At 60.7% G+C, this 20,441-nt stretch carries 20 protein-coding genes; 14 read left to right on the top strand and 6 right to left on the bottom strand.

From position 1 onward, the window contains the following. Positions 1 to 2: 2 nt before the first annotated feature. Positions 3 to 1,097, top strand: coding sequence for a CaiB/BaiF CoA transferase family protein (locus ACG9DO_RS02115; protein ID WP_394730075.1), 1,095 nt, complete (start codon positions 3 to 5; stop codon positions 1,095 to 1,097). 2 nt (positions 1,098 to 1,099) lie between these two features. Here ACG9DO_RS02115 and ACG9DO_RS02110 read toward each other — a convergent pair whose 3' ends face one another. Then, a complete protein-coding gene (locus ACG9DO_RS02110; RefSeq protein WP_394730074.1) occupies positions 1,100 to 1,885 on the bottom strand; it encodes a GntR family transcriptional regulator in 786 nt (261 codons plus the stop codon). 196 nt (positions 1,886 to 2,081) lie between these two features. Between ACG9DO_RS02110 and ACG9DO_RS02105 the strand changes: the two genes are divergently transcribed. From ACG9DO_RS02105 to ACG9DO_RS02075, 7 genes are all read left to right on the top strand, one after another. Then, the gene (locus tag ACG9DO_RS02105) at positions 2,082 to 3,368 is read left to right on the top strand and encodes an MmgE/PrpD family protein (RefSeq protein ID WP_394730073.1); all 1,287 of its coding nucleotides are present in this window, start codon (positions 2,082 to 2,084) and stop codon (positions 3,366 to 3,368) included. A gap of 48 nt (positions 3,369 to 3,416) precedes the next feature. Further along, positions 3,417 to 3,725, top strand: a complete 309-nt coding sequence (locus ACG9DO_RS02100; RefSeq protein ID WP_394730072.1) for an REDY-like protein HapK — start codon at positions 3,417 to 3,419, stop codon at positions 3,723 to 3,725. A 17-nt stretch (positions 3,726 to 3,742) separates the two neighbouring features. Then, the gene (locus tag ACG9DO_RS02095) at positions 3,743 to 4,543 is read left to right on the top strand and encodes an SDR family NAD(P)-dependent oxidoreductase (RefSeq protein ID WP_394730071.1); all 801 of its coding nucleotides are present in this window, start codon (positions 3,743 to 3,745) and stop codon (positions 4,541 to 4,543) included. Between the two features lie 25 nt (positions 4,544 to 4,568). Further along, entirely contained in the window at positions 4,569 to 5,324 is a 756-nt protein-coding gene (locus ACG9DO_RS02090; protein WP_394730070.1) for an enoyl-CoA hydratase/isomerase family protein, read from the top strand. Positions 5,325 to 5,434: 110 nt separating this feature from the next. Then, entirely contained in the window at positions 5,435 to 6,349 is a 915-nt protein-coding gene (locus ACG9DO_RS02085) for a hypothetical protein (protein ID WP_394730069.1), read from the top strand. 4 nt (positions 6,350 to 6,353) lie between these two features. Then, positions 6,354 to 6,662, top strand: a complete 309-nt coding sequence (locus ACG9DO_RS02080; RefSeq protein WP_394730068.1) for a YciI family protein — start codon at positions 6,354 to 6,356, stop codon at positions 6,660 to 6,662. 5 nt (positions 6,663 to 6,667) lie between these two features. Next, complete coding sequence (locus ACG9DO_RS02075; RefSeq protein WP_394730067.1) at positions 6,668 to 7,159, top strand: hypothetical protein; 492 nt, start codon at positions 6,668 to 6,670, stop codon at positions 7,157 to 7,159. Between the two features lie 7 nt (positions 7,160 to 7,166). On the opposite strand, the gene ACG9DO_RS02070 is transcribed toward ACG9DO_RS02075, so the two are convergent. The 4 genes from ACG9DO_RS02070 to ACG9DO_RS02055 all read right to left on the bottom strand — a co-directional run bounded on the left by ACG9DO_RS02070 (position 7,167) and on the right by ACG9DO_RS02055 (position 12,668). Then, complete coding sequence (locus ACG9DO_RS02070; protein ID WP_394730066.1) at positions 7,167 to 7,673, bottom strand: YybH family protein; 507 nt, start codon at positions 7,671 to 7,673, stop codon at positions 7,167 to 7,169. A 43-nt stretch (positions 7,674 to 7,716) separates the two neighbouring features. Then, on the bottom strand, positions 7,717 to 9,618 hold the full coding sequence (locus tag ACG9DO_RS02065; RefSeq protein WP_394730064.1) for a hydantoinase B/oxoprolinase family protein: 1,902 nt from the start codon (positions 9,616 to 9,618) through the stop codon (positions 7,717 to 7,719). 4 nt (positions 9,619 to 9,622) lie between these two features. Then, on the bottom strand, positions 9,623 to 11,683 hold the full coding sequence (locus ACG9DO_RS02060) for a hydantoinase/oxoprolinase family protein (RefSeq protein WP_394730063.1): 2,061 nt from the start codon (positions 11,681 to 11,683) through the stop codon (positions 9,623 to 9,625). Positions 11,684 to 11,744: 61 nt separating this feature from the next. Beyond that, positions 11,745 to 12,668 (bottom strand): hydroxymethylglutaryl-CoA lyase, encoded by a 924-nt coding sequence (locus ACG9DO_RS02055; protein WP_394730062.1) that lies wholly within the window; start codon positions 12,666 to 12,668, stop codon positions 11,745 to 11,747. A 229-nt stretch (positions 12,669 to 12,897) separates the two neighbouring features. Between ACG9DO_RS02055 and ACG9DO_RS02050 the strand changes: the two genes are divergently transcribed. Further along, entirely contained in the window at positions 12,898 to 14,082 is a 1,185-nt protein-coding gene (locus tag ACG9DO_RS02050; protein WP_394730061.1) for a CaiB/BaiF CoA transferase family protein, read from the top strand. 141 nt (positions 14,083 to 14,223) lie between these two features. Continuing rightward, positions 14,224 to 15,210, top strand: a complete 987-nt coding sequence (locus tag ACG9DO_RS02045) for a hypothetical protein (protein ID WP_394730060.1) — start codon at positions 14,224 to 14,226, stop codon at positions 15,208 to 15,210. A gap of 49 nt (positions 15,211 to 15,259) precedes the next feature. Here the strand turns inward: ACG9DO_RS02045 and ACG9DO_RS02040 are convergent, their stop codons facing one another. Then, positions 15,260 to 15,916, bottom strand: coding sequence for a GntR family transcriptional regulator (locus ACG9DO_RS02040; protein ID WP_394730059.1), 657 nt, complete (start codon positions 15,914 to 15,916; stop codon positions 15,260 to 15,262). Positions 15,917 to 16,099: 183 nt separating this feature from the next. On the opposite strand from ACG9DO_RS02040, the gene ACG9DO_RS02035 reads away from it, so the two are divergent. From ACG9DO_RS02035 to ACG9DO_RS02020, 4 genes are all read left to right on the top strand, one after another. Continuing rightward, positions 16,100 to 16,855 carry an aspartate/glutamate racemase family protein gene (locus tag ACG9DO_RS02035; RefSeq protein ID WP_394730058.1) on the top strand — a complete coding sequence of 252 codons (756 nt, stop codon included), beginning with the start codon at positions 16,100 to 16,102 and terminating at the stop codon, positions 16,853 to 16,855. Next, positions 16,852 to 17,298, top strand: a complete 447-nt coding sequence (locus tag ACG9DO_RS02030; protein WP_394730057.1) for a nuclear transport factor 2 family protein — start codon at positions 16,852 to 16,854, stop codon at positions 17,296 to 17,298. The genes ACG9DO_RS02035 and ACG9DO_RS02030 overlap by 4 nt, the downstream gene beginning before the upstream one ends. Continuing rightward, positions 17,298 to 17,708: a nuclear transport factor 2 family protein gene (locus ACG9DO_RS02025; protein WP_394730056.1), complete on the top strand. Its 411-nt coding sequence runs from the start codon at positions 17,298 to 17,300 to the stop codon at positions 17,706 to 17,708. The genes ACG9DO_RS02030 and ACG9DO_RS02025 overlap by 1 nt, the downstream gene beginning before the upstream one ends. Before the next feature lie 155 nt (positions 17,709 to 17,863). Continuing rightward, complete coding sequence (locus tag ACG9DO_RS02020; protein WP_394730055.1) at positions 17,864 to 20,422, top strand: TonB-dependent receptor; 2,559 nt, start codon at positions 17,864 to 17,866, stop codon at positions 20,420 to 20,422. The last annotated feature ends 19 nt before the right edge of the window (positions 20,423 to 20,441 follow it).

Here is a 20,441-nt window from a genome sequence, read left to right as displayed (position 1 = left end):
GAATGGGCAAGCTATCGGGCATCCGCGTGGTCGATCTATCGATGTTCCTGCCGGGACCGATGATGACCGTGATGATGGCCGATCAGGGCGCCGAGGTCATCAAGGTCGAGCCATCTCATGGCGATCCCGCGCGCGAGCAGGCCCCGTTCGGCACCTATGGCGATGCTGAGCATTCAGTGTGGTTCGCCAACCTCAATCGCGGCAAGACATCGGTCGTGCTCGATTTGAAAAGCGATGCAGGGAAGCAGGAATTGCGCCACCTGATCGCGGGCGCAGACGTCTTCGTCGAAGGCTTTCGGCCCGGCGTGATGGAGCGGCTCGGGTTCGACTATGACAGCGTGAAGGCGATCAAGCCTGACATTATCTATTGCTCGATTTCCGCCTTCGGTCAGCGCGGCGATCTCGCCCATCATCCGGCGCATGATCTGGCGGTGCAGGCGCTGGCAGGTTTCCTCTCCGTCAATGACGGGTCCGATGGAGCACCGGTCGTCCCCGGCGCGGCAAGCGCGGATATGGCCGCGGGCCTGACGGCCCTTTCCGCTGTACTGATGGCGCTGGTCGGAAGGGCGCGCACTGGCGATGGCGCTTACATCGATTGCGCGATGTTCGACAGCATCTTGCCATGGTGCGCGCATACTGCCGGGAGCGCGATTGCAGGCGGCGAAGCACCGCGTTCTGCCTCCCAGCGCAGCCTTGGCGGAGCAGCCCTCTATCAGGTCTATGAGACGTCAGATGGCAAGCATGTGGTGCTTGGCGGGCGCGAGATCAAATTCGCGCATAACCTTCTCACCGCGCTTGGCCGCGAAGACCTTGTGCCACTCGCGGAAAGGCCCGCTGGCGAGCAAGGTGAGCTGATCGCATTCCTGCGCGAAACCTTTGCTCTCAAGACCCGCGAGGAGTGGGTCCGCTGGTTCGCAGACAAGGACGTCGCCTTTGCGCCTGTGCTGGACTTCCGCGAAGCCTTTGACGAGCCGCATATTGCAGAGCGCGGCTTGCTCATGGAAAGCGAAGGAGGCGGCAGGCATATCGCGCCTGCGATCCGGTTTGCGGGTGCGGAATGGAGGCCGGGCAAAGTACCGGGGCTGGGTGACGGATGAGCCTAGCGATCCACGTCAATATTCATCGAGTAGGCGAAACGGTCGCCCGGGTGATGGCTGAGCGAAATCTGGTAGATCTCGCCGCTCGCATCAACATAGCAGCGCAGCACTCGCAGAACCGGGCTGCCGATTTCGACTTCCAGTTTCTCAGCCAGCTCGGCACTGGCCGCGGTGGCCTGAATGTCCTGAGTGACCTTGCTCGCGCTGACACCTGCGATCTGTTCGATCTGCGTGAACAGCGTCCTCGGGCTGGCGTTGAGGTCCAGTCGGTTGATCGCATCTCCCAGACGTTCGTGAAAATAGGCCGTCGTCGCGGCGATCGGTTTTTCGCCATATCCCTGCTGCCGCAGGCCGTGGAACACAGTCCAGATACCATCCGTGGATCGAGCGATCTCCTCAGCAATGTCGCCAGGGAGAGGACCGCGACCTGCAGGCCGGTAAACCACTGCGCTGCCGCGAGCATACTGCAATATGTCGCTGACGCTGGAGAGCGGCTGGTGCAGCGCTCCACCGCGGGCCGCAGGGGGCTGGACCGTCGTACCCGATCCGCGCTTGCGTTGGATCAGGCCTTCTGCCTCCAATCGGCGCAGCGCTTCGCGAACGGTAAAGCGGCTGACATCAAATTGCGCGCACAGGCTGGTCTCGGTGGGAAACTGCTCGCCATCGCCAAAGTCTCCGGCCAGGATCGATTCGCGCAGCTGCCCTGCCAGCTGCAGATAGCGCGGTGCCTTTGTGGTCTTCGGCGATTTCTTCGCCTTTGTCGCCTTGCTCGCCAAGATCTTCGCCATCCAGTCCTGAATGCAGGGGCGCTGACATGAGCGCCCTTCTTCTCTGTCGATTTGTCCGGACTTTAACGCGTCCTTTCGGCAAAAGCGAGCGCAAGCGTGCGCGGGTTGATTTGCTGGACTGGCTCGCCGGTTTGGCACTAGTGCGGACCTGGGAACGGCCGGTGACTTGCAGCATGGTTTTAGGGAGTTTGGTTCGGTGACTCCGACGCAGCGCATCCTTGAGTTCGCAGCTGCGAACCATGTCCTGTCATCCAATGTGCGCGCCGACGCGCTCCGTTTGCTCGGCGACACGCTGGCGGTCGGGGCGGCTGCGGTTGAAGCGCCGGGCGCAGACCAGATCCTCACTGCTGCGCGAGCGATGGGCGCAGGCGAAGAGGCAAGGCTGCTCGGGACGGCTGAGCGGCTACCCGCACCCGCTGCCGCTTTCGTCAATGGCTACCGCATTCATTGCCTCGAATGGGATGCGGTGCACGAGCCTGCGGTTGTCCATGCGCTCAGCACTGTTGTTGCCGCACTTGGCGCTGCGATCGACCGCAAGGGCGGTTGCGATTCTGACGAAGCGCTCGTCGCGCTTGCTGTTGGCGTGGATGTCGCAGCAGGCGTGGGTCTTGCTGCCGACACCGGGCTCAGCTTCTTTCGCCCTGCAACGGCGGGGTTGCTGGGGGCCGCATTGGCGGTCGCGCGCATCGATGACGCACCGCTGGATGACACCTTGGGGCTTGCCTACAGCAGCGCGGCGGGGACCATGCAGGCCCATGTCGAAGGGCTAGCGACCCTACCATTCCAGATCGCCAATGCGGCGCGCGCTGCGATCACCGCGAGCGACCTTGCCAAGGCCGGGTTTCCGGGCCCCAAGGACCCGCTCGAAGGGCAGTTCGGCTATTTCACGCTGTTCGATAAGGGCGATCTCAGCAGCTACACCGACCATCTGGGTGAGGTCTGGCGGATCAGTGAAGTCAGCGTGAAGCCCTACCCATCAGGCCGGGCCAGCCATGGCGCACTGGGCAAGCTGGAAGAACTCGCGCTTGATGCGGCGCAAGTGGAGCGAATGGTGCTCGCTTGCCCGCCATTGATCCGGCGGTTGGTTGAGCGGCCCTACAAGCCTGAGATGACGCCCGCCTATGCGCGCCTGTGCCTGCAATGGCTCAGCGCGCTGATGCTCACCGATGGACGGATCGACCCGCGTCGGTTCACGCCCGAGCACATGGCTGACCCGCAGCTTGCCGCGCTGGCGCAGAAATTCACCCTCGTTCCCGATGGCAACGAGGATCCCAATGCGCTTTTCCCGCAAGCGCTGACGGTCACGCTCACGGACGGAACCAGCGCCACTCATGCGATCGCCGCGACGCTTGGTAGCCGGGATAATCCGCTGACCGCAGAGCAGTCAGCCAAGCGCATGGCGCTCGCCCGCGAGCTTGCTCCGGCGCAGGCGGACACTAGGATATTCGATCACCCGCTGGAATACTTTATTTTGCCAGCCTGACAGCAATCTGCGCGTCTGAAGCGCTCAAGGAAACCGAAGGAGACCCCCATGCGTATCATCGTTCCGTTCAACCTGAAGCCTGGCACGGATGTGGCCGAATATGAGGAATGGGCGAAGACCAAGGATGTACCGACAGCGGGCGCGCTCCCATCCGTGAAGAGCTTTACCGTGCACAAGGCGACCGGCCTGTTTGGCGATCCCGAAGCAACCCCGCCGTTCCAGTATTTCGAAGTGCTCGACATCACCAACATGGAGGACTTCATCGCGGATGTATCGGATCCCGAATTCCAGGCGGCAGCTGCGCCGTTCCAGGTCTATGCCGATGCGCCGCAATTCATTCTGACTGAAGATCTGTAAGGGGGAGCTTGCACACCATGGGCCAGTTTACAGGAAAGACCATCATCGTCACCGGCTCCGGCAAGGAGAAGGGGCTGGGGCAGGGCATCTTGCAGGCCTTTGCCGATGAGGGCGCAAATTGCGTCGTCTCCGACCTTGCAATCGATGCTGAAGCAGAAGGTGTCGCAGAGGAACTGCGTTCGCGCGGGGCGAAGGTTGCGACGATCGCTTGCGACGTGTCGCAGCCAGACCAGTGCGAAGCTCTGATCGCAGGTGCTGTCGAGCACTTTGGCGGGGTCGATGTGCTCGTCAACAATGCCGGGATCGGCTTCAAAATGAAGGGCCTCCTCGATGTTGATATCAAGGACGAGTGGGATCTTGTGATCGCCGTCAATCTGTCCGGCGCGTTCTATTGCACGCAGGCAGCGGCCCGCGCGATGGTGAAGCGCGGACAAGGCGGGCGGATCATCAACATCGCCAGCCAAGCCGCCAAGTCAGGCTTCCCGCACCTTGCCGCCTATGTCAGTTCAAAGCACGGGATGATCGGGCTGACCCGTGCCAGCGCGGTTGAGCTCGGCAAGGAAGGGATCACGGTCAACGCCGTCTGCCCGAACCATGTCACCACCGCGCTGGGCGCCGAGCAGAATGAATACTTCTCCAAGCTGCTGGGCTTCGCGACCGTTCAGGACTATCTCGCCAATATGAGCGCGAAGAACCCGATGGGTCGGCCCGGCCTGCCAAGCGACACCGCGCAGGCCTGCCTGTGGCTGGCGAGCGATGCGGCCTGTTACGTCACTGGCGAAGGGCTCAACGTCAGCGGCGGTGAAGAGATGCACTGATGCGCGCTGCTGCAAGAGTTTTGGCATGAGTTTGCGACTGGAAGTCGAAGGCCGGGTCGCGCACTTGCTGATCGACCGGGCGGACAAGCGCAATGCCTTCACCATGGCAATGTGGCAGGCCATGCCCGGCCTGCTTGAGCAGGCGGCCCGCAATACGGACTTGCGGCTGCTGGTCGTTCGCGCTGCTGAACCCGGTGCTGCTTTTTGCGCTGGCGCAGACATTTCCGAAATGCTCGCCAACAAGGACGATGCCGGGTGGCGCGCGGCCAACCAGGCGGCGATCAACCGCGCTCAGTATGAGCTTACCCGACACCGGTTGCCAACGCTCGCCATTATCGAAGGCGACTGCATTGGTGGCGGCTGCGGGATAGCGCTAGCCTGCGATCTTCGCATCGCGACAAGTGTGACAGCACGCTTTGGGATTACGCCTGCCAAGCTCGGCCTCGTCTACCCCTTGCACGATGTAAAGCTGCTGGTCGATCTGGTTGGCCCCGGCCACGCGAGGCGGATGCTCTATACTGGCAATCTGATCCCGGCTTCCGAGGCTGAGCGGATTGGCCTGATCGAAGAGATAACGGACCAGCCGGAACGCCTGATCGAGCAGATTCTTGCCGCGTCACCGCATTCGATTCGCGAGATCAAGCGCTTTGTTCGCCGTGTTCTGGACGGGCAGGGCGAGGACGATGCGGACTCGCTGCGGATCTTTGCAGAAGCTTTCGAAGGGAAGGATTTTGCGGAAGGCACGCGCGCTTTCATTGACAAGCGCAAGCCGGAATTCTGAAGCGTGGAACATGCGCAGGGAACCCTTGCCGTGTCCGCGAGTCGATCAGTTACAGGCGCGCAAGTCGCAGGCCTGTCGCAATCGGTTAGGCCGCAATGGCTTGGCTCGCCATGGGAGACAATGCTGCGATGATTGAACACGGGACAATTCTTGGCGGGCTCTCGACGATCCCTGATCTTGAAGCAGGATTGCGTGCTTACCGCGACGTGCTGGGCCTTGACCTGATTGAGCAAGGCAAGCTCGACGAGGATTTGGCCACCAGCTGGAATTGCCCGGCCAATGCCGGGTCGCCCTATGCGGTATTGCAGCCCAAATCAGGTGAGCCGTGCTGGTTCCGGCTGGTCGAGCAGCCCGAATTTCCAGGCTTCAAGCCGACCACGACTTACGGCTGGGCGGCGTTCGAGACGACGGTCGAAGACGTGTGGAAATGGCCCGATGCCTTGCCGGAAGATCTCTTCACCATCGTTGGCCCACCCAAGACGCTGGAGAATATGGAACCGACTTTCATTCCGATGCAGGCGCTGGGACCGGGCAAGGAGATGATCTATCTCAACCAGGTTCTGAACAGCACTTCGGATAACGAACTGCCCAAGGCGAAGTCCCCGGTTGACCGCATCTTTATCGTTGTCCTTGCGACGCCTGACCGCAAGGCCAGCGTTGACTGGTATGCGGATAATCTTGGGCTGGAGCGGGGCGTCGATTACACATTGCCGTACTCCATGATCAACGATGCGTTCGGTCTCGCGCCTGACACGCAAACGACGATCACGATGGTCCAGCAAGGCCGCATGCCGATTGTGGAAGTCGATGATTATCCGCGTAGCGCAATGCGGCGCCCGCGCCACGAAGGCATGCTGCCGCCGGGCAATGCACTGGTCACGCTCGCGGTCGAAAGCCTTGACGAATGCGAAGCAGAGTGGCTCGAAGAACCTGCGACGCGCGAAGGGGCAATGTATGAAGGCCGTCGTGCTGCAACCGCTATTGGTGCAGGCTGCGAGCTGATTGAATGCGTGGAGGTTGGTTGACGCGATGCCGTTATTTTCATTTTATTGCCGAGACGGCGAAAACGGCGCGAGCCTGCGCGAACGTGACCTGCACGCGCACCTGGCGCATGTGGAAGCCAATATTGATGACTATGCGATTGCGGGCCCCTTGAAGCGAGGCGATGAGACGATTGGCTCGCTGCTTGTAATCAAGGCCAAGGATCAGGAAGAAGCGCGCGCAAAGTTCGAAGCCGATCCCTATTTTGCTGCAGGCGTGTGGCAGTCTATCCGCTGTGAAGAATTTCTCGGCGTGGCAGGCGATTGGGTCGGCGGCGCAGCTTGGAAGAAGGGGTAAAGGCGATGGCAGAGGAACCTGACTTCAGCGAAGTGCTGGACGACTATTCTGCTGCCTGGGCGAACCTCACCACTGAAGGGATCGCTGACTTCTGGCGGCGCGATCATTTTCGCTTCTACAAGGCTGAGGAAGTCCCTGAGCTGTTCACAGAGTTTCCCTCTGTGCTCGCGTACTGGCGCGGTAATGAGCACCTTCACGAAAGCGTCGACCTGCATTTCACCGCAGTGCTCGATCTCGGCATTCCGGGTCCTGCGCGGCTGACCAGCTGCCGCCTCGACTGGCGGATTGGTTTCCGCGAGGATGCGCGCGATGCTGAAGGCCGCCCATATCGCCATGCCGGCAAGGCGATGGCAGGTTGGAACCATGTCCTGTCGCTGTGGGAAGAAGTGGACGAGCGCTGGTATCTGACCGGCTGGCTGGAAGCGCCTGATACCTCGCCGCTCTATCTGACCGAGCTGTTCTACCGCATGGCAGAACGCTACCCCAACGGCGATTGAGTTCCGCCTAGCTGGCGAAGTCTTCAGGTTTTGCGTCAGGCGCGAGGTTATCGATGTCGCGCCACAGCAGCCATTCTCCGTCCTGCCATTTGTAAATTAGCAGTGAGCGGCCTGCGACTTCTACCGGTGCCTGTCCGGGGAACGTGATCGTCATCAGATATTTCGCGGTGACCACGCCATAGTGCGGATTGGCGTAAGCCGATTCTGCTACCACTTCCTCGTTTTCGAACTGAAATTGCACCGTCCCGCCTGCATTGGGAACCCGCCGAAGGAAGGCGATGATATTGTCCGCGCCTTCGATCTTGGGCTGGCCCTGTGTCATGAGCACCGCGTCATCGGTGTAGAGCGAGCGTAGAGCCTCCCAATCGCCTGCCTGATAAAGGGTCTGCCAGCGCGCCCCTGCTGCCGCGAGCTGCGCTTCCTGTTCCTCTTGCGCTGCGGCCCACTGGCTCCGCATCTGCTCGGAGGGCGTGCAAGCGGGAAGCGCGAAAGCTGCGACTACCAAACCAGCCATTCGGATCATCGCAATCTCCCGCCTTGCTGCGTGCAAGTGCGATCTATTCCGCTGCCTGAGCCAGCTCAACCTCGTGATCGGACCACAGCGGCTGCCTCGGAGCGGGCAGGCCCGTTTCCGCTTCGCAGTTTGCACGCAGCGCCTCGATACCGGGGCCATAGTCGAACAGCGGGAGCTCCCCGCGCGTCGACTTGATCTCTTCGCGCAAGCTTGCGGTCGCCGCCGCGTCGACATTGCCATCAGCATCGGCAATTACGCCATAATCCTTCGCGCCTTCCGGCGTTACGAGACCCTGACGGATTTCGAGGCCGACCAGTTCCGGATCGCGTTCAAGCGGGTCACCCCAGCCGCCGCCGCCCCAGGTGATGAAGTGGAGCACGTCGCCTGCTGAAACCGGCACGTCTTCGATCTTGTTGCCGACGATCTGCGTGGTGCCATCGACTTTCTCGAGGATCTTCTTCGCGCGCTTGCCGGGGTGCCCGCCGTTGACGCCCCATGGCGGGACGAACCAGCGGTCGTCATGGATCGCGATATTGCCGTCCGCGAGGAAGCGGTAGCTCATCCGGATGCCGTTGCCGCCGCGGTGCAGGCCCGCCCCGCCGCTGTCAGGCTCGGTCGAGTAACGCTCGATCCGCATGGGGAAATAGCGCTCGAGGAATTCGTTCGGGACGTTGGTGAAGCCCGGCCACAGCGAGTGACCGTCCGGCCCATCGCCCAGCGGACGTCCGGGGATGCCGCCGAAGCCGATCTGGAACAGCTGGAACCATTCACCTTTGCTCGCTGGCCTGTTGTCCCAGCCGGAATAGAACAGGTGCGGACTTGAGCTGAAGCCGGCTGCGTTCAGGAATTCCGGCGTACCCTGACCGAGCAAACCGCCCAGGATGTCGAAGATACGGCCTAACGCGTGGGTGCGACCCGACAGGGCTGCCGGGAATTTGGGTTTGAGCAGGCTGCCTTCCGGGATACGGACTTCGATCAGATCGTAGAACCCGTCATTGAACAGGATCTGCGGGTCGAACACCATGATCATGTAGATGCCGAAGAACATCTTGAACATGTTCTCATTGAGCAGGAAGTTGATCGAAGCGGCGGACTGCGGGTCGGTTCCGTCGAAGTCGAGGATGACCTTCCCGCCTTCGCGCCACATCGTGCACTTGATCTTGTAGGGGCCGTAGCCCTTGCCGTCATCGCACAGATAATCTTCGAAGCTGACCGGGGTTTCCGGGATCGCCTGGCTGATCAGCGCTTCCATCGCTCGATAGTTGCGCGCGAGAAGTTCCTGGGTGGCCGATACGTAAACGTCGTCGCCAAAGCGGTCAGCCATTTCCAGTACGCGCTTGGAGGCGACGCGGCAGCTCGCGATCAGAGCGTTGAGGTCCGCCTGGCACCAGTCGGGCTTGCGGGTCTGGTGCATGACGAGCTTCATCAGGTCGTCATTGTATTCGCCCTTCTTCCAGATCTTGACCGGCGGGATACGCACGCCTTCCTCGAAGATCGAGCTTGCACCGATCGGCATGGAGCCGGGGACCGAACCGCCGATGTCGGACTGGTGGCCGAACATTGCGGTGTAGGCGATCAGGCGGCCATCCTTGAAAACGGGGAGCAGCACCAGCCAGTCGTTCGAGTGGCTAACTGCGCCGTCGCAGGAATAGGGATCGCTGAGGAAGATCATGTCGCCATCTTCCAGCGTGCCGTCGAAGCCTTTCAGGAAGCCGTCGATGAAGCTGCCGAACTGGCCGACGATCATCTTGCCCTTGGGGTCGGCGATCAGCGGAAAGGCATCGCCCTGTTCGCGAATGCCCGGCGACATTGCGGTTCGCACCAGCGTCGCGTCCATCTCGATCCGCGCATTGCGCAGCGCATTTTCGATGATGTCGAGCGTGACCGGATCGATGTCGATCTTCTTGAAGGGCGTCGAATTGGTTTCGATGATTTGTGCTGGCATCGGATCAGCCCTCCTGATTTGGGTTGATGAGGATGTTGCCGACATGGTCGACTGTTGCGGTGCAACCGCTTTCGACCAGTGTCGTGGAGTCCATTTCCGTAATGATCGCAGGTCCGGGGATGATATCGCCCTGGAGCAGCTTGGCACGGTCGTAGATCACAGCGGCCTGTTCGCGCCCGTCCATCCACAGCGTGTGGTCGCGGATCTTCGCAGCCGAAGGATCGCCATTGCCTTTCTTGAGCTCGGCTGCGGGAAGCGCGGGGGCCTGGCCCATCGCTACGGCGCGCAGGTTCACGATCTCATGCGGCGTATCCATGTTGAAAGTGAACAGGCGGCGGTGTTCGTCGTCGAATCGCTTCAAGATGCCTTCAATCCCGTCCTTGTCGAGGATGTCCTGGCTGATCGTCAGCGGCACTTCGAACGCCTGCCCCGCATAGCGGATATCGACTTCGAACTCGCTGGTGATGTCTTCTGCCGGAATACCGTCATTGAGGAGTTCGCTGCGGGTTTGCTGCGCCATTTCATCGAGCACGGCCTTCAAGTCCGCTACGCTCGTATCCTTGGCGAGCTTGGAGAAGCTGCGGGCGGTTTCCGTCCGCATCCGCGTAGTGGCATCGCCGAGCGCGCACAGCACGCCGGGAGAAACCGGAGAGACCGCAGGCCAGCTGCCCATCAGTTTCGCAACCGCGTTGACATGGAGCGGTCCCGCTCCGCCGAAGCCCATCACCGCGAAATCGCGCGGGTCATAGCCTTGCTGGACGGAGATCATCCGCAGCGCGCCGAACATGTTCTCGTTGACGATATCGATGATGCCGCGCGCCGCTGCCATCAGATCAATGCCAAGCGCATCGGCGATGGTCTGCACCGCCTTCTTCGCGCCTTCGCGGTCGAGCTTGAAGGTCCCGCCGAGCAGGTCTTCCGGCAGATAGCCGAGTACGACGTTGGCGTCGGTCACGGTCGGCAACGTGCCGCCCTTGTTGTAAGCCACCGGGCCCGGCACCGCGCCGGCGCTTTCCGGGCCGACGCGCAGCGCCTTGGTCAGTTCAGGAACGTGCGCGATCGAACCGCCGCCAGCACCCACGGTCTTCACGTCGAGCGCTGAGGCGCGGACTGACAAGTGGCCGACTTCCGTCGTGCGCTGACGGCGCGGTTCGAGCCCTTCGATCAACGCGACGTCGGTGGAGGTTCCGCCAACATCCAGCGTGAGGATGTTCTTGATCCCGGCATTCTTGCCGACCCACAGCGCGCCCGTGACCCCGCCCGCAGGGCCGGACATGAGGATGTTGACCGGATGCTCTTCCGCCTTCTGGCTGCTCATCAACCCGCCGTCTGAGCGCAGCAACGAGAGCTTGCCTTGCAGCCCTTCTTCTTCCAGCCGGTTGCGCAGGTTGGAGACGTACTTGCCGACCACCGGACGCACGGCTGCGTTTGCGACAGTCGACAGGGTGCGCTCATATTCCTGCATTTCGGGGAGCACTTCATGGCTCAGTGAGACGGGAATGCTGTCACCCAGAACCTCGGCTGCGATCTCGCCAATGCGCTTCTCATGAGCGCCGTTCACGTAGGCGTTCATCAGGCTGACGGTGAGCGCTTCTATCCCTTGGCCCTTGAGCTTTCCTAGCGCGGCGCGGATCGCATCTTCATCGAGCGGGCGCACTTCCTTGCCGTCCGCATCCATCCGGCCTGGCACTTCGACGGTGTCTTCAAGCGCGGCCAAAGGCTGCGGCTTGGGCCAGACGATCCAGGCAGCAAGACCTCCGGGGACGAAGCTGCGCGCGATCTGCATCACGTCACGATAGCCTTCGGTCACGATCAGGCCGACGCGCGAACCCTTGCCTTCCAGCACGGCGTTGGTGGCGACCGTGGTGCCGTGGAGGAAATAGGCGATGTCCTTGGCCGCGACGCCTGCTTCAGCTGTGATGGCCTGCACCCCGTTGAGGATCCCTTCGGAACTGTCGTGGGGTGTCGACGGGGTCTTGTGCCGCCAGAAGTTGCCGGTTTCCTCGTCAAACAGCAGCAGGTCGGTAAAAGTCCCGCCAACATCGACGCCAAGCCTGTAGGTCATAGTGTCTCCCGGTTCCTATCGTTTCGCGGCTGTGGGAGCAGTCGCAAACATTTGAAATCAATCAGGCCGCGCGCGCGACCAGAGATGGCAAGGTGCGGCCCAGCTTTGCGCCGAACCAGTGATTGGTTGCGATGGCTGCTTCCAGATCAATTCCTGTACTGATCTCAGAACGCTCCATCATATAAATTAGGTCCTCAGTTGCGATATTTCCGGTCGCATTGGGGGCGAAGGGGCATCCGCCAAGCCCGCCAAGGCTTGCGTCGAAGGCACTTACACCCGCTTGATATGCAGCCCATGCATTGGCGATACCGGTGCCCCGGGTGTCGTGGAAATGACAGCGCATGGGTATCCGCCCACCGAGTAATTCGCTCAAGCGTCCGAACAGGTCGGTGACCTGCGTCGGCACGCCCACTCCGATCGTATCGGCGAGCGCGATTTCTTCAGGATCTTCCGCGGCCATTTCTTCGGCGATCTGCATCACCGTCTCGGGCTTCACTTCCCCTTCGAACGGGCATCCGAACGCGGCAGAGATCATCACCTGAACCCGCAGCCCCTCGGCCTTGGCAAAGCGGATCATCTGGCGATTCTCCTCGATGCCTTCTGCGATGGTCTGGCCCTGGTTCTTCTGACCGAAGGTATCGCTCGCAACGATCACGCAGCCAGCCTGGTCGATGCCGCGCCCCTTTCCGTTCTTCGGGCCGCCTTCGCGGGTCGCAAGCCCGCGCATCACGCCGCGCTTGTTCAGAGTGAGGCCGATATAGGTCACGTCATCACGGTCAGGCAGGCCAGCGATCACGTCTTCGGCATCGGCCATTTGCGGGACGCGCTTGGGGTGGACGAAACTCGCGACCTCAAGCCGTCTGGCGCCATAGTCGATCATCCGATTGATCAGCGCGAGCTTGTCTTGAGTGGTGATGACGTCTGGCTCGTTTTGCAAGCCGTCACGCGGACCGACTTCGACCAGTTCAATGGAGGGATGAGGCATGGGGGAATCGCTTCGGTTCGTTATTCGCTGAGCGGTTCAATACGCAAATTGTATACAAATGCAAATTCTGTCTCTATAGGCCCGGCTCGGATTTCTGGCCGGTGGTCTGGCGGTGGCGCAAAGTCGTCTGGCGCGGTCTGCCGGTGGTCTAAGGGTGATCTAAGGGTTGTCTGGCTTCGTCTGCATCGCGGTCATGCGGTGAGAGAGCCGGGAAAAGGAAAGGGTTTTGATGATGGCACAGGGCGCACTCGAAGGACTTCGCCTGATCGAAATGGGGCAGCTTATCGCGGGGCCGTTCTGCGGCCAGCTGATGGGGGATCACGGCGCGGAAGTCATCAAGATCGAGCCGCCCAAGGTTGGCGATGCAATGCGCAATTGGGGCCAGGGCATCCCACTGTGGTTCTCCGTTGTCGGACGCAACAAGAAGTCCATCACATTGAACCTGCGCGAAAAGGAAGGGCAGGACATCGTGCGCCAGCTCGTCGCCAAGTCGGACTTCCTGCTGGAGAATTTCCGCCCAGGTACGCTCGAGCGCTGGAACCTCGGCTGGGAAGAGCTTTCCGCGATCAACGAAGCGCTGATCATGATCCGCGTCTCGGGCTATGGCCAGACCGGTCCGTACAGCCCGCGTGCGGGTTACGGCGGCATCGGCGAAGCGATGGGCGGTATGCGCTATATCGCGGGTGAGCCGGACCGTCCGCCGTCCCGTGCCGGCATCTCGATCGGCGATTCGCTCGCCGCGACCTATGCCTGCCTTGGGGCGCTGATGGCGCTCAACCACCGCCACAAGACCGGCAAGGGGCAGGTGGTCGATTCGGCAATCTACGAAGCAGTGCTGGCGATGATGGAATCGCTCATCCCTGAGTACACCGTTGCCAATCACATTCGCGAGCGCACCGGCTCGATCCTGCCCAAGGTCGCGCCGTCCAATGTCTATCCGACAAAGGATGGCAGCGTGCTCGTCGCGGGCAATCAGGACAGCGTGTGGAAGCGCATGGCGACGATGATGGGCAAGGCAGAGCTCGGCGATGATCCACGCTACAACAGCCATGTCGCGCGCGGAGAGAACCAGACTGAACTGGACGAGCTGATCGGCGAATGGACCAAGCAGTACACCAGCCAGGAAGTGCTTGATTTTTGCGAGGAACATGGCGTGCCAGCGGGCAATATCTACCGTGCGCCAGAGATGCTGGCTGACCCCCATTTCGCCGCGCGCGAAGCGATTATCGATGTGCCGCATCCACGCCACGAGAATTTCAAGATGCAGAATGTCGCCCCCAAGCTTTCAGCAACCCCGGGCCATGTCGACTGGGTCGGACCTGAACTTGGCCAGCACAACGAGGAAATCTACGGCGAGCTGCTCGGGATGGATTCAGCGACCCGCGCAGATCTTGCAGAGCGGGGTATTATCTAGCCGCACTTATTGCACTGCGCGCCTTTCTCACTGGATGAACTGACTGGCGAACATCTGTCCTTTGCTGCGGACAATGCGTTAGTTCATTGCTCCCACGCCGGAGTATAGCCTCCTGGCCGAGGAACTTGTGGAGGTACGCGGATGGAACGGCAACAATTCTCGGATCGCAATAATGCTGAAGGCGGACTGTTTCGAGCGAGCCGCCGCGCCATGTTGTCAGTGCTGGGCGGCGGCCTTGCCCTTGCGGCGAGCGGTACTCGGTTGGCCGCTCAGGCTCAGGCCGATGAAGGGGAAGCCGACTTCTTTAACGCCTATGACCGTACCAAGTGGTTCACGAAAGGCGAGATGGATGGCACACCCTGGATCGCGCCGAAGCATGGCAACTTCGATCTTCAGGACCCGGTAGACAACAAGCTTGCGCGGCTCAAGATGACCGGCAACCTCATCGGCAAACGCACTTATATTCCGATGCTGGTCCGCCTGATGCTTGCGCGCGAGGAGCTGCCCGGCGGGCCCATTCTGGGCGGAGCGGGCATGTTCACCTGGCAATTGCAGGTACCCGATCCGACTGAATATCCGGGATTGCCAGACGGGTCGATCCTGATGCGTTCCATGTACACCGCGCGATATCTCGACCCGGCAACGATGGAGCCGGTCGACGAGCTGCGGAACCCGTATAATGGCACGCTGATGAAACTGGAGGACCAGCTGTTCGTGGAGAACTTCATCATCTTCCCCAAAGGCGGCAGCCGCTTTGTGGAAGAGCCGCAATTCGTTGATGACGATCCTGATGAACCCAAGCTCAGCCATTTCAAGCGCTGGGGCGACGAGCTGGTCCTGTTCGCCGGTGGGACATATAGCAAGCCAGGCAAGCACCAGCCGCGATTCACGGAGAATATGTGGCGCTCATCCTATGATGACGTGATGGATCCTGATCGCGAAGGGATTGCGCTCGACTACAGCTTCTGTGGGGTAAACAAGGCGTTCGAGAAGCCGTGGATGGGCTATTCAGAGGCGGACGAGGATTTGCTGCTCGATCTTGCGAATGGCCGCAAATTCCACTCGGTCGAGGATATCCCTGACTTTCACAAGCGCGTGCTGCTGGAAAAATATCCCGACCGGATTTGATTGCGCACTTCCTGCCCGGACAGTGGGAGCAGTTGGAACGCGCACCCGCCTATCCGCCACCATCGATCTCTTGCGCGCTTGCCGCGAAGGTGTGAAACGCACGCCGTAAGTGGCTTGCCATGACCGCGCGGGCCCACCCTTTGTCGCGTGCGCGAAAGGCTGCGATCAGCTCGTCATGATCGCGCGCTGACCGGCGCAGATCCTCCACCGAGTAGCTGCGCGCGGTGCGCAGAACGACCGGCGCTTCAACCAGCAGAGCGAGCACCTGCGCCAGGCGCGGCGAGTGACTCGCATCGGTGATGATCTCGTGAAACGCGCGGTTCGCATCGAGGAATGCGGCGATGTCCGGCGCATCCCCTGCGACCGCAGCATGGAGCTGCGCGTTGACCTCTTCCATCGCGGCGAGCTGGCCGGGGGTGATCCGCGTTGCAGCGCGCTCTGCCGCATGGCCCTCCAGCATTTCGCGCAGCGTGAACATCTCGTCGATGTCATCGCGGCTCCAATCGGCCACAAAGATCCGCTTCGATTCGCTGCGCACCAAAAGCAGCTCTGCCTCCAAGCGGCGCACCGCATCGCGCACCGGCGTGCGGCTGACCCCTGCGATCTCCGCCAACTGTTCTTCCGTCAGCTGTTCGCCCGGCGCTGTCGCCCCGCTCAGCACATGAGCGCGGATCGAGTCATACGCCCTATCAGAGGCACGGCTCATTTCTGGTCCTTCGGCATGGGATTGCCCGCTTCAGATGGCGCCAGACGACCCTTAGACAACCCTTAGACAACCCTTAGACCTCCTCAGATCACTGCAAGACGTCCCGAAACTTGCCGCAGACGGTTTTTCCTTGACGCAGAGGAATTGTATACAATAGGTGGCGCGTCAAGGGAGATTGTGGATATGAGCGATCCCAAACGGATCAAGGTCATCGTACCTATCCCCATGGATGAAGCGGGCGTGGCCAATCGTGCCGAGCAGCTTCCCGACGACTTTGTGCGGCCCGGCTTCAAGCCCGAATTCGAAGCGGTCAAATGGGGCGCAGCATACGGCGATAGCTATCACGATACGCTGCTGATGGACTGGACCGTGTTCCAGGCGGGCATCACGGCCGAGGAAGAAGGCTACTCCGGTGTCCTGATCGATACGGTGAGCGATAGCGGAATGCGCCCGCTTCGTTCGGCCCTCAGCATTCCCGTTGTCGGACCGGGTGAAGCGGCCTTTGCGATGGCGATGATGCTCGGCAAGAAGTTCACCGTGCTGACGATGTGGCCGGAATGGTTCCCGCTCTACGAGAAGACGCTCACCGAGTACGGCTGGTGGCCGCGCTGCGCATCGCTGCGCTCGATCAACACGCGCCCTGACGTGACCGAACTGCTTGAGGGCAAGGAAGAGGTCGTGTTCGGCAAGCTGAAGGCTGAAGCGACCAAGGCGATGGAACAAGACGGCGCGGATGTGATCGTGCTCGGCTCGACCACCATGCACCAGAGCGCAGCCTATCTCGACAGCGAGCTTCCGATCCCGGTGCTGAACCCGGGACAGGTCGCCTACAAGATGCTGGAGACCCAGATCGAGCTTGGCCTCGCACATTCCAAGAAGGCGTTTCCCGCGCCTCAAGTCCCTAACCCTGAGGGCATTCTCAAAGGATGGTATTCATGAGTGCCAATACTGAAGATAGCTGGAGTGAAGCAGGGCCGGGCCAGACCCCGCTGCCCTATCCCTTCTACATCGACATCGTAACCAAGCGTTACTTCGATGGAGTCGACAACAAGAACCTTGATCAGGTGCTCAATTGCTTCACCCCTGACGCGGTGCTGCACGAAGCCACGAGCGACACGGTTCACAGGGGGCGCGATGCGATCAAGGCTATGTTCGTGAAGCTGTTCGCCGATTTCGAACAGATCTGGCATGGCAATTTCGTCCACACCGCGGACCCGCAGACGAACAGCATCAACAGCCAGTTCACCGTGCTGATCACGCCGAATGGCGGCGAGCAGCTGCGCTATGAGAACTGCAATCGGTTTTACCTGAAGGATCGGCTGTTTCACCGCGTCTATGTTTATATGAGCGGTGACAATCTGCTGAAGGAAGGAGACGCCTGATGCAGTACGAACCCACATTGAACCGCGAGGAACTGATCGAATTCGCAACCCAGAAATACTTTGCGAATGTCGATGCGAAGAACATGGAGGCGACGCTCGATTGCTTCCACGATGAAGCGCTGTTCTGCGTCCAGACCGCGTTTGAGCGGCATGTCGGCAAGGCCGGCATCAAGCGCATGTTCACGGACTTCTTCGCTGCCTACGAGACGATCATCCACCGCGATTTTACCTGCACCGTGGACGAGGCAAACGGGCGCATTTCCGCCAGCTTCGTGGCAGAGCTGCACGATGCGGACGGCAATGAGACACTCCTTTACAACACCAATTTCTGGCGGCTGAGACCAGGGCCTGACGGCCCGAAATTCCAGGAGGTCTACGTCTATATGAGCGGTGCTAACGTACTGACGTAGAACACCGTTCTGAATTTGGTGAAGCTATTTGGCCACAGCGCGAGCGGGAATAGCTGGCGTTTCGGGCACTGAACTCGGTTTGCTGCGTTTGAACGCGCAGGAACAAGTGAAATAAAAGGCGGATCAGACCGCCCTTGATAATCAGGGAACTCACGATGACACACTTCAAGACCAAGCTTGCATCGGGCGCCGCACTGGCTGCGCTGTTTTCCGCCGCCCCTGCTTTCGCGCAGGACACAGCTGCGCAGCAAGGCGCAGAGGACGCAGCGGAAGGCAATGCGATTATCGTGACCGCGCGCCGTCAGGACGAACAGTTGCAGGATGTCCCTGCCTCCGTCGCGGTTATCACAGCAGATGCGCTGGAGAAGACCGGAGCAGACAATGCCGAGGACTTTGTTCAGCTGACCCCCGGTGTGACCATCGTGACAGGCACGGCAGAAGCCGGCGATACGCAGGTCAACATTCGCGGTATCAACGGCGCGCGCGATGCGGAAAGCTCGATCGCGCTGGTAGTGGACGGCATCCTCAAGACCAACACCGCGCAGCTGAACCAGCCGCAAGGCACGCTGCGTCAGGTTGAAATCCTCAAAGGGCCGCAAGGCGCGCTTTACGGACGCAACGCGGCGGCAGGGGCGATTGTGCTCTCGACGCTCAAGCCCGGCGATTTTCTCGAGGGAGCGGTCAAGGCTTCCTACGCCAATGAAGACACCATGGAAGCGACTGCACATGTCGCTGGTCCGCTGGGCGAGAACCTCGGTTTCGTGCTGTCAGGCTACTACCGCACCACGGACGGTTTCTTCCGCAATATCTTCGTCGATGAAAAGAACGTCGATGACCAGGAAGTGTGGTCATTGGATGGACGCATCGTCGCCGATCTGAGCGATGCGACAGAGCTCGATATCAAAGCGCGCTACTCGCAGCTGCGCGGCGCGTCGATCAACTTCAACGCGTCCTTCCACCTGCCTGAATTCGCGGCTTTCAACCCGGCTTTCTACGAAGACGTGAACGAGCACCAGTTCCGCTATTACAACAATATCGATCCGTCGAACGATCAGGACAGCTTCGATATCTCGGCCAAGGTCGAACATGAATTCGATGGTGCAACGCTCACCGCTTGGGCGCTCTATTCCGATGTCGACCAGAACCTTGTAGCGGACGGCACCTCGGCTGACTTCGCGCGCTACATCCCGTTCCCCGCACCGACGCCGGAAGCCGCTGCGGTTGCCGGTCAATGCTTTGCATCGACCGCTGCGCTGACCGGTTTCGAAGTCAATCAGCCTGGTTTCATTGGCCCGACCCCGGTACCGTTCCTGTTTGCCCCGGCTGATGGCTCGACCTTCGGACCTTACAGCCCGACAACCTGTGACGGCACTCAGTATCAGATCCGCGAGCAGACCGACATCAGCGGTGAAATCCGTCTGGCCTCGAACGGGGATGGCCCGCTCAGCTGGCAGCTCGGCCTGTATTACCTCAATATCGATCGTGAGACCGGTGTGAGCCTCGGCGCAGATCTGGGCCAAGGCGTGATTGAACAGCTCTACAACGCGCCGGGCACGACCAACCCCACATCACTCTTGCTGGCAGACTCGTTCAAGACCGATGTCTATGCCGCTTTCGGTAATGCCGAATACGAGTTTGGCGATTTCACGGCTGGTCTTGCTCTTCGGTATGACATCGAAGACCGCACGAGCAGCTCACAAGTCCCGGCCGTGTTCGACCCGATCACCGGGGGCCCGATCAATCCGGGCCAGGTGGTCGACATGGGCGTGGTCCAGCCGCTGGGTGACCGTTCTGCCAAGTTCAAGCAGCTGCAGCCCAAGGTCAGCCTCGCCTGGCAGCCTTCGCCCGATCTCAACATCTACGCCAACTGGGGCATCGGCTTTAAGTCCGGCGGCTTCAACAATCAGGGCTCGTCGGCGATCATCGACGCCGCGTTCAATGATGGCGTGACGCCGGGCACGATCAACGCGAACGTGACGATCGAAGACCTGTATGGCAAGGAAACGTCGAGCGCGTTCGAAGTGGGTGTGAAGGGCAATCTGCTTGATGGCCGCATCACCTTCGATCTCGCCGGTTACTACACCGAAATCGATGACATGCAGTTCTTCGAATTCTTCGTCGGCGGCTTTGGCCTGCTGCGCGTCGTCTCGAATATCGACAAGGTCGAAGTTACCGGCGCAGAGCTCAATGTATCGGCAGAGATCATGGATGGCTGGAGCATCTTCAGCTCGGTCAACGTCACCGACAGTGAAATCACGGCCAACGCCTCACGTCCTTACACGATCGGTAACAAGTCGCCTTACACGGCAGACTACACGATCAACCTCGGGACGGAGCTTGATACCCCGCTCAATGCCAACACCGACCTCATCCTGCGCGCCGACTATCGCATCACCGGGCCGACCTGGTTCCACTCGGTACAGGATCAGGAGCGTCCGACACTGTTCACAGGGCTTATCCCGATCAGCCAGGTCAACTTCCTGCCAGCGGAATTCGGCAATGCCCGGTTTGACGTCGCCAAGCGCGATGCCTTTGGCGTGCTCAACCTGCGTGCAGGTGTCGAGATCGGCAACATCAGCGTCTTCGCTTTCGGTGAGAATGTACTCAACGAGAAGTATGTCGCTGAAGTCATTCCGGCGATTGAGTTTGGCGGCTCGTTCATCTCACCGGGCGCGCGCGCGCTCTACGGTGTCGAAGTCGGCTTCAAGTTCTAAGCAATCCAAACGCGAGGGA

It is taken from the genome of Altererythrobacter sp. GH1-8 (assembly GCF_043702085.1).
Lineage (GTDB): Bacteria > Pseudomonadota > Alphaproteobacteria > Sphingomonadales > Sphingomonadaceae > Erythrobacter.
Note: the sequence above shows the minus strand (reverse complement) of the source record. Positions and strands in the feature narration are given on the sequence as shown.